At 70.2% G+C, this 13078-nt stretch carries 11 protein-coding genes; 6 read left to right on the forward strand and 5 right to left on the reverse strand.

The annotated features are described in order from the left end of the window. Positions 1-10 precede the first annotated feature (10 nt). Positions 11-2080, reverse strand: a complete 2070-nt coding sequence (locus ACIBX3_RS52280; RefSeq protein WP_397128249.1) for a PhoX family protein — start codon at positions 2078-2080, stop codon at positions 11-13. 114 nt (positions 2081-2194) lie between these two features. Here ACIBX3_RS52280 and ACIBX3_RS52285 point away from each other — a divergent pair, with 114 nt between their 5' ends. Next, positions 2195-2635, forward strand: a complete 441-nt coding sequence (locus ACIBX3_RS52285; RefSeq protein WP_397128250.1) for a sterol carrier family protein — start codon at positions 2195-2197, stop codon at positions 2633-2635. Here the strand turns inward: ACIBX3_RS52285 and ACIBX3_RS52290 are convergent. After that, positions 2632-3693 carry a hypothetical protein gene (locus ACIBX3_RS52290; RefSeq protein ID WP_397128251.1) on the reverse strand — a complete coding sequence of 354 codons (1062 nt, stop codon included), beginning with the start codon at positions 3691-3693 and terminating at the stop codon, positions 2632-2634. The genes ACIBX3_RS52285 and ACIBX3_RS52290 overlap by 4 nt on opposite strands. Positions 3694-3835: 142 nt before the next feature. Here ACIBX3_RS52290 and ACIBX3_RS52295 point away from each other — a divergent pair, with 142 nt between their 5' ends. The 4 genes from ACIBX3_RS52295 to purM all read left to right on the forward strand — a co-directional run bounded on the left by ACIBX3_RS52295 (position 3836) and on the right by purM (position 7596). After that, positions 3836-4237 (forward strand): MarR family winged helix-turn-helix transcriptional regulator, encoded by a 402-nt coding sequence (locus ACIBX3_RS52295; RefSeq protein WP_397128252.1) that lies wholly within the window; start codon positions 3836-3838, stop codon positions 4235-4237. Positions 4238-4339: 102 nt separating this feature from the next. Beyond that, positions 4340-5086 (forward strand): SDR family NAD(P)-dependent oxidoreductase, encoded by a 747-nt coding sequence (locus tag ACIBX3_RS52300; RefSeq protein ID WP_397128254.1) that lies wholly within the window; start codon positions 4340-4342, stop codon positions 5084-5086. Between the two features lie 51 nt (positions 5087-5137). Continuing rightward, positions 5138-6574 (forward strand): amidophosphoribosyltransferase, encoded by a 1437-nt coding sequence (purF, locus tag ACIBX3_RS52305; RefSeq protein WP_397128255.1) that lies wholly within the window; start codon positions 5138-5140, stop codon positions 6572-6574. After that, entirely contained in the window at positions 6571-7596 is a 1026-nt protein-coding gene (purM, locus tag ACIBX3_RS52310) for a phosphoribosylformylglycinamidine cyclo-ligase (RefSeq protein WP_397128256.1), read from the forward strand. The genes purF and purM overlap by 4 nt, the downstream gene beginning before the upstream one ends. Here the strand turns inward: purM and ACIBX3_RS52315 are convergent. Genes ACIBX3_RS52315 through ACIBX3_RS52325 form a run of 3 tightly spaced genes read right to left on the reverse strand, consistent with a single transcriptional unit; the run spans position 7587 to position 11802 of the window. Beyond that, positions 7587-9035, reverse strand: a complete 1449-nt coding sequence (locus ACIBX3_RS52315) for an MFS transporter (RefSeq protein WP_397128257.1) — start codon at positions 9033-9035, stop codon at positions 7587-7589. The genes purM and ACIBX3_RS52315 overlap by 10 nt on opposite strands. Before the next feature lie 45 nt (positions 9036-9080). After that, complete coding sequence (locus ACIBX3_RS52320; protein WP_397128258.1) at positions 9081-9743, reverse strand: Crp/Fnr family transcriptional regulator; 663 nt, start codon at positions 9741-9743, stop codon at positions 9081-9083. A gap of 34 nt (positions 9744-9777) precedes the next feature. Beyond that, positions 9778-11802 carry an adenylate/guanylate cyclase domain-containing protein gene (locus tag ACIBX3_RS52325; protein WP_397128259.1) on the reverse strand — a complete coding sequence of 675 codons (2025 nt, stop codon included), beginning with the start codon at positions 11800-11802 and terminating at the stop codon, positions 9778-9780. Positions 11803-12102: 300 nt separating this feature from the next. Between ACIBX3_RS52325 and ACIBX3_RS52330 the strand changes: the two genes are divergently transcribed. Next, entirely contained in the window at positions 12103-13038 is a 936-nt protein-coding gene (locus ACIBX3_RS52330; protein WP_397128260.1) for a hypothetical protein, read from the forward strand. Positions 13039-13078: the final 40 nt, after the last annotated feature.

A 13078-nucleotide genomic window follows, 5' to 3' on the forward strand; every position in this document is an offset into this window, starting at 1 on the left:
TAAGTTGAGGTCAAGCGCCGATCTTCTCGCCCTTGCTGTGCCAGACCACCGCGACCGACGGACGCGGCTGGTCGCCGTCGGGCCAGTGGCTGCTCGGGTTCTCCGGGGTGGCGCCGTCGGTCTCGCCCGGGTGCTGCACCGCCACGAACACGCTCAGCTGGTCCTTGGTGACCATCGGGCCGCAGGTCTCGGCGCCGATGGGGACCGTGAGGAACTGGCGAAGGTAGCCGCGCTCCTTGCCGCGCACGGGCATCACGAACAGGCCGTCGTTGCTGCCGAGCTGGTTGCCGTCCGTGGAGATCCACAGGTTGCCGTCGCGGTCGAACGCGAGGTTGTCCGGGCACGAGATCGGCGAGACCTTGGACTTGTCGAAGCCCGCGAAGTACGTCGTGGCGTCGTTCGGGTCGCCGCAGACCAGCGGCAGCGACCAGGCGAACTTCGCCGCGGCGGCGTCGTTGCGCTGCTCGACGATCTCCAGGACGTGGCCGTGCTTGTTGGAGGGACGCGGGTTGACCTCGTCCACCTGGGCCGCGGTGCGGTTGCCGTTGTTGGTCAGCGCCACATAGACCGCGCCGGTGACCGGGTTGCGCTCGACGTCCTCGGGGCGATCCATCTTGGTCGCGCCCACCTTGTCGGCGGCCACGCGGGTGTAGACCAGCACCTCCTGAGCGGTCATGCCGTCCACGTAGGACTTGTCGCCCGAGACCAGCGGGATCCACTCGCCCGAGCCGTCGAACAGGCCGTCGGAGGGCAGCTTGCCGGACCCGTCGATCTCGGTCTTCGGGCTGTCGCCAGTGAACTTGGCCACATACAGGGTGCCCTCGTCCAGCAGCGTCCGGTTGTGCCGGTCGAATCCGGGGATGTAGCGCTTCTTGGAGACGAACTTGTAGACGTACTCGAAGCGCGCGTCGTCGCCCATGTAGGCGACCAGACGGCCGTCGCGGGAGATCGTCGTGGTGGCGGCCTCGTGCTTGAAGCGGCCCAGCGCGGTGCGCTTGATCGGCGTGGAGTCGGGGTCGAACGGGTCGATCTCCACGATCCAGCCGAACCTGTTGGCCTCGTTGGGGTGCTTGGCCAGGTCGAAGCGCTCCTCGACGCGGTCGAACCGGCGGCTGATCGACGGCGTGCCGGTCGTGAGCGTGTAGCGGGTCGCGTACTGCTTCTGCTCCGCCGGCACCTTGTCGGCGTTGACGAAGTACTGGTCGAAGTTCTCCTCGGCGGTCAGCACCGTGCCCCAGGGGGTGGTGCCGCCCGCGCAGTTGTTCAGCATGCCGACCGGGGCCAGGCCCTTGGGGTCGGCGGCTGTCTTGAGCAGGTCGCCGCCCGCGGCGGGGCCGCTGAATTTCATGGGCGTCTGGGCGGTGATGCGCCGGTTGTAGCGGCGGCGGCCCTTGGTGACCAGCTTCCACTCGCCGGCGCCCGCACGCTCGATCTCCACGACGGAGCCGCCGTGCGCGGCCAGACCGATCTTGATCTGCTCCTCGGTCGCGGCGGCGCCGGTGGTGTAGCCACGGAGCATCAGCTTCTCGTCGGAGTATTCGTGGTTCACCCACAGCAGCGCGCGGTCGCGGCCCAGGGGGAACAGCGTCACGAAGTCACAGTTGTAGCCGAACTGCTTGCTCTGGGCGTCGGCCGTCTGCTTGTCGAAGTCGAACTCCGGCGCGTCGGGCAGCACCGGGTCACCCCAGCGCACGACCACGGAGGAGCTGTAGCCGTCGGGGACCCGCAACGCGTCGTCCTTGTTCGGCGGTACAGGGGTGAACCGCAGATCGCCGCCGCCCCAGCCGTGCCGCTCCGTACCGGCCGCGGCCGCCTCGGGCTCGTCGGCCAGTGCCGGAGCCGCCCCGGCCACGCCCACACCGGCCACGAGAGCGCCCAGCGCGCCGGCGCGCAGCATGCCGCGGCGCGACAGCGCCTCCTTCACCACATCGCCGAAATAAGCGTTGTCGGAGGTGTTGCCATCGTCATGCGCGCACGCGTCGCCGCAGCGGAACTGACAGGTCAGCGCGGATCGGCCACCTTTGTGCGGGGTGGAGAGCAGCGGCAGCAGCCGCCGTCCGCCCCCGATGAGGTTCGCCACAGGTCCTCCATAAATGTGCGCGGTTGTACCGCCCGGAGGCTACGGTTGCCGTCGAAACCGTGGGTGAACGATGACCTCCGTCTTGATGAACGCTTCCCGGGAGACAATAGTGGGGTGCCGCCACGCAAGAGGGACCCGGAAAAGCTGAAATCGGCCCTGAACGGGCAGCTTGTCGCTCTTGACGAGCCTCCCTACGACGGGCCCGACTCCACGTTGCCCGACGCGCTGGTCGCGGCCGTGCTGGCCGCCTACGACCGCGGGCTCCAGCCTGAGCGCGACGCGGGCAGGCAGGCGGTGCGCTACCTGCTCGACAAGCTGGCGGCCGCCGCACCGGGCCGGACCGTCGAGGTACGCGTACCGCCGTACGCCGCCGTCCAGGCGATCGCCGGGCCCCGCCACACCCGCGGCACGCCGCCGAACGTGGTCGAGACCGACGGGCGGACCTGGATCGAGCTCGCGCTCGGCCGCCTCACCTGGGACGAGGCCATGAAGAAGGGCGCGATCTCCGCCAGCGGATCCCGCGCCGATCTGTCAGCGCACCTGCCGCTGCGCTAGCGGCCGCCGCTCATCCAGGGGAACCGCTCCTGGAAGCAGCGCTCGGCCTCCGGGCCGGACAGGTGGGCGCAATCCTCGACCACGTTCCAGAACCAGAGGGCCACGATCGTGAAGAGGACCAGGGACAGGACGCTGATCACGATGCCGGCGATGGCGCGGCCCTTGCCCGCCCGTTTGGCGAGCGCCACGCAGCCGAAGACGATCGACAGGATCGCCGTGATCAGGCCCGTGAAGCAGACGAACACCAGGAACGGGCTGGCGACGCCGAGGACGAGCGAGGCCGTGGCCAGGCCGCTGCCGGTCTTGTCCTCCTGGAGCTGCTGGTACGGGGGATACGGATACGGAGGCGGCGCCCCGTAACCGGGCGGGCCGCCGTACGGGCTGGACGGGGTGGTGCCGGGGACGACGGGCGGCTCCTGCGCATAAGTGCCGTACGGGGTCACGGGCGGGGTCGCGCCGGGCGGCGGGCCTTGGGCGCCCGACGGGGTGAAGGACGGCTCCTGACCCTGCTCGTACCGGGACGGCGTCGGCCTGCCCGGCGGCTCGCCCTCCGGCGGCGCGCCCTCCCAGCCGGGGTACGGCGGGGTGCCGCCCGGGACCGGGTACGCCTGGGTCGCCTCGGCGTCGCCCTCCGCCGGCGGCGGGATCTCGGGCGAGGTGGGCAGGTCGGGGTGCTTGGGCTCGACGCCCGGCCTCGGCTCGTGGGTCGGCGGCACGTCCAGCGGCGGGACGACGGGCGGAGCCGGCGCGATGGGCTCCTCCTCTTCCCGTGACGGTGGCTCCTCTTCCCGTGACGGTGGCTCGTCTTCCCGTGACGGTGGCTCGTCTTCCCGCGACGGTGGCTCGTCTTCCCGCGACGGTGGCTTGCCTCCAGGGCTGACCGGCCGTTCCCCTTCGGGCATGGTGCCGCCGGTCGGGCCCGCGCCGGGCGGGCCGCCCGCCGACCACGCGGGCGGGGTCTCGTCGCCGCCCGTCGGCCCGCTCTCGTAGGGCCCAGGCTCGGGCGGGCGTTCGTCCTGCCCCGGACGGGGCTCGTGCGGATCCCCAGATGTGGTCACGTCTGCGTCTCCCGACGGGTCTGTATGCCGGATACTTCACCCTTTCGCGGAGGGCGTCGGCTAAACCACGCGACACGGTAAAAGGCCGCTCATCCTTGGGTCACCATGCGCCAACACAGCAGGCGGCGGGCAAGATGAGGGCATGCTGGACGAGACCCTGTCGTACGCACTGATCAAGCTCATGAAGACGCAGCGCAACCAGTTGGCCGCGGCCCTGCTGCCGCTCGGGCTGCACGTGGGACAGGAGCTCCTGCTCAACCAGCTGTGGCGGGAGGACGGGCTGACGCAGGGCGAGCTCATCGCCAGGCTGGGCGTCGAGCCGCCGACCGTGACCAAGACCCTGCAGCGGCTGGAGCGCGCCGGTTTCGTCTACCGGGCGCCGGATCCCGACCGGCCGCGCGTGGGTCGCGTGCATCTCACCGACGCCGGGAAGGCGCTGCGCGAGCCGGTCGAGGAGATCTGGAGCAGGATGGACGAGGACCTCCAGCGTGGGCTCGGCGACGCGGAGCGCGAGCTGCTCGCCCGCCTCGTGCGGACCTGGTAGCCCCTTGAGCTTTCACTAGCGGCGAAACACCCTTGCCAGCCTCCCGGATATCGAGTTAGCTGGCTAATTAGTCGGCTAACTTCGAATTGGGAGAAATTTTCCATGCATGTCCTTATCACTGGTGGTTCGTCCGGCATCGGCGCCGCGACCGCGTTCGCGTACGCGAAGACGGGCGCTCGCGTCACGATCACCTACAACTCCGGCGCCGGGCGCGCGGCCGAGGTCGTCAAGCGGATCGAGGAGCACGGCGGGCAAGCCGCGGCCGTGCACCTGGACCTGGAGGACCACTCGACGATCGACCCCGCCGTCGCCCAGGCCGGCCCGGTGGACGCGCTCGTCGCCAACGCCGTCCGCTGGGGCACGATCATGCCCAACGGCGTCGCCTTCGAGAAGGTGCCGGCCGCGGAATGGACCGCCGCCCTGCACGCCAACGTCGTCGGCAACGCCCTGCTCGCCCAGGCCGTGCTGCCCGGGATGCGGCGGCGGGGGTTCGGGCGGATCGTGTTCGTGTCGTCGGGGGCCGCCGAGGAGGGGCTGCCGGGGCCGGGCCCGTACGGCACCGCGAAGATGGCGCTGCACGGCATGGCCCGCGCCCTGGCCTGGGAGGCCGGCAAGGACGGCATCCTGGTGAACGTGGCCGTCGCCGGCCTCACGATCACCGGCACGGCCCGTCCGATCCCGCAGGCCCTCCTGGACGAGATCGCCTCCCGCACGCCCAGCCGCCGGCTGTCCACGGCCGACGACATGGCCGCGTTGATCGTTTTCCTCGGCTCGGCCGCGAACCGCAACGTCACCGGGGAGATCGTTCGTGATGGTTCGAATGCGGGCAGGTCAAGTCACGCCGTGTGATATCTCACCCGAGTGTGCGAGCACGGAAGCGGTCAACCTAGACTGAGGCATGTGCTGAAGGGCGACGGCCGGCTCGGCCATGACCTGGACCCCCACGACCGTGCACCTAAAGACGCCTGTGGCGTCTTCGGCGTCTGGGCGCCAGGCGAGGAAGTTTCCAAACTCACCTACTACGGGCTGTACGCGTTGCAGCACCGCGGCCAGGAGTCCGCGGGCATCGCGGTCAGCGAGGGCAGCCGCATTCTCGTCTACAAGGACATGGGCCTGGTGGCCCAGGTCTTCGACGAGTCTGTGCTGGGCACCCTGCGCGGACACCTGGCCATCGGCCACTGCCGCTACTCCACGACCGGATCGAGCGTGTGGGAGAACGCGCAGCCGACGTTGAGCTCCACGGACGTCGGCGGGCTCGCGCTCGCGCACAACGGCAACCTGATCAACACCCCGGAGCTGGCCCAGCGCCTCGCCCCGGGGTCCACCAGGGCAACCACCGACACCGAGGTCCTGACCACGCTGCTGGCCCAGGACCGCACCCGCTCCATCGAGGACGCGGCCGCCGAGCTGCTCCCGCAGGTCAAGGGCGCCTATTCACTCGTCTTCATGGACGAGAAGACGCTCTACGCCGCCCGCGACCCGCAGGGCATCCGCCCGCTGGTGCTCGGCCGGCTGGAGCGGGGCTGGGCGGTGGCCTCGGAGACGGCCGCGCTCGACATCGTGGGCGCCACCTTCGTCCGCGAGATCGAGCCCGGCGAGCTGCTCACCATCGACGAGCGCGGCGTCAGATCCCGCCGCTTCGCGCTGGCCGAGCCGAAGGGCTGCCTGTTCGAGTACGTCTATCTCGCTCGCCCCGACACCACCATCGCCGGTCGCGGCGTGCAGGTCACCCGGGTCGAGGTCGGCCGCGAGCTGGCCCGCGAGCACCCGGTGGAGGCCGACCTGGTCATCCCCACGCCCGAGTCCGGCACCCCGGCCGCCGTCGGCTACGCCCAGGAGAGCGGGATCCCATACGGCCAAGGTCTGGTCAAGAATTCCTACGTGGGCCGCACCTTCATCCAGCCCTCCCAGACCATCCGGCAGCTCGGCATCCGGCTGAAGCTCAACCCGCTGCGCGAGGTCGTCGAGGGTAAGCGGCTCGTCGTCGTGGACGACTCGATCGTGCGCGGCAACACCCAGCGCGCCATCGTCAAGATGCTGCGCGAGGCGGGGGCACGTGAGGTTCACGTACGCATCTCCTCGCCTCCGGTGGCCTGGCCGTGCTTCTACGGCATCGACTTCGCCACCCGGGCCGAGCTGATCGCGGGCTCGCTGACGGTCGAGGAGATCCGGGCCTCGCTCGGCGCCGACTCGCTCGGCTACATCTCCCTGGAGGGCCTCACCAAGGCCACCACCATCCCCGCCGACCGCCTCTGCATGGCCTGTTTCGACGGCTCCTACCCCATTCCCATCGATCAGGACAACGTGGGCAAGTTCGTGTTGGAGACCAAAGCGTGAGCACGTATGAGGCGGCCGGGGTCGACATCGAGGCCGGCGAGCGCGCCGTCGACCTGATGAAGGACAAGGTGGCGGCCTCGCGGCGGCCCGAGGTGGTCGACGACGCCAGCGGCTTCGCCGGCCTCTTCGACGCCTCGGCCCTGCTGCGCTACCAGCGTCCGTTGTTGGCCACCTCCACCGACGGCGTGGGCACCAAGGTCATGATCGCCCAGCGGTACGGCAAGCACGACACGATCGGGATCGACCTGGTCGGCATGGTCCTGGACGACCTGGTGGTGTGCGGGGCCGAGCCACTGTTCATGACCGACTACATCGCCTGCGGCAAGGTCGTCCCCGAGCGCATCGCGGAGATCGTCGGCGGCGTGGCCGAAGGTTGCCGCCTGGCCGGAGCCGCACTGGTGGGCGGCGAGACGGCCGAGCACCCGGGGGCGATGGGGCCGGACGAGTACGATCTGGCGGGGGCCGGCACGGGCGTCGTGGAGGCGTCCGCCATGCTGGGGCCCGAGCGCGTCCGTGAGGGCGACGTCGTGCTGGGGCTGGCCTCCTCCGGCGTGCACTCCAACGGCTACTCGCTGGTCCGCCACATCCTGCGCGAGGCCGCGCTGTCCCTCGACACGGTCCTGCCCGAGCTGGGGCGGCCGCTCGGCGAGGAACTTCTGGAGCCCACGCGCATCTACTCGCTCGACTGCCTGGAGCTGGCCCGCTCCGCCGAGGTTCACGCCTACGCGCACATCACGGGCGGTGGCGTCGAGGGCAACCTGTCGCGCTCGATGCCCGGCCACCTGGACGCCCTGCTGGACCGGTCGTCCTGGACCCCTCAGCCGATCTTCGGAGTCCTGGCCGGTTACGGACGGGTGGCGCAGCAGGACATGGACCGGACGTTCAACCTGGGTGTGGGCATGGCCGCCATCGTCGCGCCGGACGCGGTGGACGCCGCCATCCGCCTGCTCGGGGGCCGGGGTCTGACGGCCTGGGTGCTGGGCGAGGTCGTCCCGGGCACGGGCCAGGCCCGCTACCGGTGAGGGCGTTGCGGGCGTGCCAGAGCCGCGAGGAGCGCGCCCGCGACGGCCACCGCGAACAGCACCGCGTACGCCCGCTGGAACCCGTCCACGAGCTGCCCCACCGCCACCGGGGACAGTTCGGACAGCGTGCCCGCGTAGACCTGGGCGCGTAGCCGTGGCCCCACGCTGCTGGTCAGGACGCTGAGCGAGAGCCCGACGCTGATCACGATCCCGATATTCATGATCATGACGCGGAAGCCGTTGACCACCCCGAGGCTCCCGCTCGGCAACGCCCGCATGACCTGCGTGGTGTTGCCCGTGAGGAACGTGCCGCTGCCGCAGCCGGCCACGAACAACCCGATCCCGATCACCCAGTACGGCGTACGCGGATCGGCGGTCAGCATCAGCGTGCCCAGCCCGGCGGCGCTCAGCACCGCCCCGCCGATCGACAGCGCGTACGGCGACACCTTGCGCCCGAGCAGGCCCACGAGCGGCGAGGCCAGCCCGATCCCGGCCGGCACCGGCAACACGCTCAACCCCGCCTCGAACGCGCCCAGCCCCCGGACCGCCTGGAAGTTCAGCGCGACCACGAGGATCAGCGCCGAGCGGGCCAGCGCGTTGCAGAACGAGGCCGCGTTCGCGTACGCCAGCAGCCGCCCGCCGAACAGCCGCAGGTCGAGCACGGGGTTGGCGGAGCGCCGCTCGGCCACCACGATCAGCGGCACCAGCACCGCGAACACCGCCGCACCCGTCACCACCACAGGACTGGACAGCCCCCGCGAGCCGGCCTCCGACAGCGTCAGCAACAACGCCGACAAGGCCGCGAACAGCAGCACGTTGCCCAGCGCGTCCACCGGCTCGCGCGCCCCGCGGGGCATCGGGCGTAAGATCACCGCACCCCAGATCAGCGCGATCAGCCCGGCCGGCACGTTCACCCAGAAGATCCACTGCCACCCCGCGGCCTCCGCGATCAGCGCGCCCAGGGTAGGCCCGGCCAGCTGCGCCACCGACAGCGTGCCGATGTAGACGCCCATGCCCTGGCTGAGCCGCTCCGGAGGGAAAGCGTCGGTGATGATCACGGTGCCGTTCGCCAGGATCATCGCCGCCCCGACCGCCTGCACCACCCGCATCGCGATGAGGAACCACACGTCAGGCGACAACCCGGCCAGCAGCGAGGCCACGGTGAACAGCGCGAACCCGGTCAGGTACACCTCCCGCCGGCCGAGCAGGTCGGCCACCCGGCCGAAGAACACCAGACTCGCCGTGTTGACCAGCAGGAACGCCAGCAGGATCCAGCTCGACTCCAGCGCGCTGGCCTGGAAGTGCCGCACCACGGTGGGCAGCGCGACGTTGAGCGTGCTGCCGGCGATGCCGATGAGGACCAGCCCGAGGCTGGTGACCGAGCAGACCCGCCAGGCGTAACGGAGGCGGCTGTCGTCTTGGGGGATGACCGCGACCATGCCCTCCACTATGACGTACGACGTACGTCCGTTTTGTGCTGGGGGTTACCGCGCGCGCTTGCGCAGCCCTTCGAGATCGTGGATCACCACGCGTCGCCGGCCGGTCTCGATCAGCCCGCGGTCGCGCAGCGTGCGCAGCGCCTTGCTGACGGCCTCGCGGGACGCGCCCGTCCACCCCGCCAGCTCGTCCTGCGACAGCGGCAGCGCCACGCGGACGCCGCTGTTGGTCTTCTCGCCGTACCGTTCGGCCAGCTCGATCAGCCGCGTCGCGACCCGGCCCGTGGTGTCGAACGCGCCGTACTCGATGCGTTTGCGGTCAGCGTCCCGCAGTCGCCCGCTGACGAGCTGCATGAGCAGCACCGCGATCCGCCCGTGGTTGCTCAGGAAGGTGGGGAAGTCGCGGACCACGATGCCGCTGATCGGCTCCAGCGCGGTCACGGTGGCCGAGCGCGGCGACCCGTCGATGGCCGACAGCTCGCCGAGCAGCCCGCCCGGGCCGCGTACCGCGAGCACCACCTCGGTCCCGCTGGTCGTGTGCGACGACACCTTCACCCGGCCTTCGAGCAGCACGAGCACCCAGTCGGACGTGTCGCCCTCGGTCATCACGGTCGTGCCTCGGTCCCACCGCCGCAACCGGCCGGCCGCGCGCAGGGCCTGCACGTCCTCGTCAATGAGCATGGACAGGAACTCGCCGTGCTCTGAATCCATGCGCCTGATTATGTCGGTACAAAGGTCCGGCCATCTATGCCATTTCTGTCAGAACGTACGCGGTCACGAGCTCCTCCTTGCCCTTGAGGCTGAGCTGCCCCAGAGGAGTGACCTCCGCACCCTGGCCCAGCTGCTTGAGCGTCGTCTCCCCGATGACCACCGTGCCGGGCTCGGCGATGCCCTCGAGCCGGGCGGCCACGTTCACGCAGTCACCCATCGCGTTGAAGCCGCGCAGCTCGGGACTGCCGATGTTGCCCACCAGCGCGGGACCGGTGTTGATGCCCACCCGCCACGTGGGCCACTGGACGTCGTCCACCCGCTTCCAGGACATCTCCTCGGCGATCTCGGCCGCGGCCCGCTGCATCTCCAGCGCGGCCTTGCAGGCGGCCCTGGCGTGATCGGCCTGCGTGGCGGGGGCGTTGAAGAGCGCCAGCAGCGCGTCGCCGACGAACTGCACGATCGTGCCGCCGTTGTTGAGGATGCGGGGGACGGCAGACGTGTGGTAGCGGTTGAGCATCTCCACGATCTCGCCGGGCGTGACCTTCTCCGAGAACGTCGTGAAGCCCTTGAGGTCGGCGAAGAGCGCGGTCAGCTCCTTCACCTGGCCGCCGAGCTCCGCCTGCGCGGGGTCGGCCAGCAGCGCGTGCGCCACGTCCGGCGACATGTACTGGTGGAACAGCGTGTGCAGCTCCTGGTAGAGGCGGGCGTTCTCCAGGGAGAGGGACAGCTGCCCGGCCAGGGTGGCGGCCAGTACCCCGTCCTGGCGCGTCCGGCCGACGGGCACTTCCAGCACGCCCGCCAGCTTGCCCTTGACCGTCAGGGGGAAGGCCAGGAGCTGGTCGCGCTGGATCGGGTCGCTGTCGGCGAACGCGTAGACGCGGGAGCCGATCTGCGTCTTTCCGTCCGCGACGAGCGCGATCTTGACGTCCCCGTACGCCTGCCGCACCCGCTCCAGCGACGAGGCCAGCAGTTCGTTCTCCGGCAGGCCGACCTTGGTCTGGGCGCTCACGTCCACCAGCGCGGCCAGGCGCTCGGACAGCTCACGCTCGTTGGCCAGCGCCTCGCCGGCCCGGTCGAGCACCGCCGCCTGGCCCTCGCTGAGCCGGAACTTGCCCGACATGCGGGTCGCGGCCAGCGGCTCCCCCCGCCGTACGTGCTCGACCATCTCCTCCAGCGCCTGGTCGTAGTCTCGCTGGATGCGCCGCACGGTGGCCGACAGCGTCACCGAGTCGAACAGGCCCCCGCTCGACCCCTCGCGCCGGAACTGCAGGTAGGCGCTGTAGGCCACGAAGACGAAGGCCAGGGTGAGCAGCAGGTGCCATTCCCACCAGGACAGATGCCAGTTGCGCTGCGACATCCCGGCGATCATCGACTCGGCCAGCAGCGCGTACGCGGTGATGAGGCTGATCAGCATGGCCGACGGCCGCCGCTTGTGCAGGAGGAACATCATCACGCTCGCCGCGCCGTACAGGAGGACGCCGGGAATGGACCCCCACACCAGCCAGGGGACCGGTGCCTGCGCGGGCGGGTCGCTGAGCGGGGTCAGCCCCGGGACCAGCGACGCGATGCCCCAAATAATCATGAAGCCGCCGAGCGCCGCCCGGACGAAATGTTGCGAGCCCAGCACGCGCTTGGCGCTCTGCTCACCCAGCGGCAGGGCCGAGGTGAACGCGAACACCGCCGCGACCGAGAGCCCCACCTGCTGGCCTATGTCGAAGCCCAGCGAGCCGAGCGGCAGGATGATCTGAGGCGTGGCCAGGCCGTGCATGAGGAAGAACCCGGCGCTGCTCAGGAAGACCATGGACACCAGGAACAGCCGGGCGTCCTGGCGACGCCGCGACGCCTCGCTGATCATCGCGCCGAGCGCCACGTTGACGCCGGCCACCGCAATGATCATCCAGAAGTGGCTGGGGTTGTGGTGCCATTCGATGTCGATTTTCGGGTTGGTGAGCAGCAGCCACAGGCCCAGCAGCGGCAGGACCAGGTGGATCCCCCAGACGACGCCACGGACCGGCTGCGTGGCCGGTGGCAGGTAGGGGGAAGGATCGGCGGTTGGCACAGACCGATTATCCATCCGAGATCGCCGCCGCCAACGCGTCCTTTTACTCACCCCGCGCGGTGTTCCTGATTCGTGTCCATGCCGCGTTCCTCAGTGCGGCGGCCCTCGCAGGCGTCGCCTTGTGCGGCGGCCCTCGCAGCCGTCGCCTTACTCACTTGGGTCGGCGACAATCGGTCAACCTAGTCAGTAACTCTGTGTTTCGTGATGAATGCGTTATGTGGTTGCTGTCACCCCTTGGAACGGTTGAAACGTGAATCTCATGCACAACATGAGTAACACTCGGTCCCCGGAAGGACAGCTGTGGCCATCAAGGTTCGTGGTGGGCGTACGCTCACTCTCGCTACCGCCGGCGCGCTCGCCGCCTCGCTCCTCGCCGTCGGCGGGGTCGCCACCGCTTCGTCGGCGGCCAATGAGGTGCACGCCTGCGTGCACAAGAAATCCCGCTACGCCCGCATCGTCAACCCGTCGACCAAATGCCGGAAGACGGAGGAACGGATCCTGATCGGCGGCGGAGGCGAGTCCACGACCACCGTCCAGACCGGCCAGCAGGGCGACCGCGGCCCGGCCGGGCCCCAGGGCCCCAAGGGCGACACGGGCTTGACGGGTCCTCAGGGTAAGCCTGGCCTCCAGGGCAAGCAGGGCGAGACCGGTCCGCAGGGCCCCAAGGGGGAGCAGGGCCTGCCGGGCAAGGACGGCAAGGACGGTAAGGACGGCCTTCCCGGTAAGGACGGTAAGGACGGCCTCCCCGGTAAGGACGGTAAGGACGGCCTCCCCGGTAAGGACGGCAAGGACGGTCTTCCCGGCAAGCAGGGCGAGACCGGCCCGCAGGGTCCCAAGGGCGCGACCGGTCCCGAGGGCCCCAAGGGTGACCGCGGCCCCACAGGTCCGCAGGGCCCGAAGGGCGACCCGGGCACCGGCGCCACGTACACGACTTACACCAAGACCGCGTCCCTGAACTCGATCGGCTCCGCGACGGCTTCCTGCTCCCAGGGTGGCAACGCGACCGGCGGCGGCTTCTCCTTCGCCACGCTCAAGAACGCCGTCGTCATGAGCAGCATGCCGAACGATGACGACGGCTGGACGGTGAAGGTGGTCAAGGACGACAACGGCAGCGGCCCCTACGGAGCCACCGCCACCGAGACCCCCAAGCCCGGCGACGTGAGCACCGCCAACAGCGGCAACCACGGCGCCTCCGTCAGCGGCACCGTCTACGTGATCTGCATGAAGAAGCAGTAACCCGAGAGGGCCGACACGGACACCCGTGCCGGCCCACTTT

This window comes from Nonomuraea sp. NPDC049480, assembly GCF_044465905.1.
Taxonomy (GTDB): domain Bacteria; phylum Actinomycetota; class Actinomycetes; order Streptosporangiales; family Streptosporangiaceae; genus Nonomuraea.

Coding starts and splice junctions, on each gene's coding strand:
- ACIBX3_RS52315 (WP_397128257.1), bottom strand. CDS start 9,035: ATGGTCGCGGTCATCCCCCAAGACGACAGCCGCCTCCGTTACGCCTGG.
- ACIBX3_RS52320 (WP_397128258.1), bottom strand. CDS start 9,743: ATGGATTCAGAGCACGGCGAGTTCCTGTCCATGCTCATTGACGAGGAC.
- ACIBX3_RS52300 (WP_397128254.1), top strand. CDS start 4,340: ATGCATGTCCTTATCACTGGTGGTTCGTCCGGCATCGGCGCCGCGACC.
- ACIBX3_RS52295 (WP_397128252.1), top strand. CDS start 3,836: ATGCTGGACGAGACCCTGTCGTACGCACTGATCAAGCTCATGAAGACG.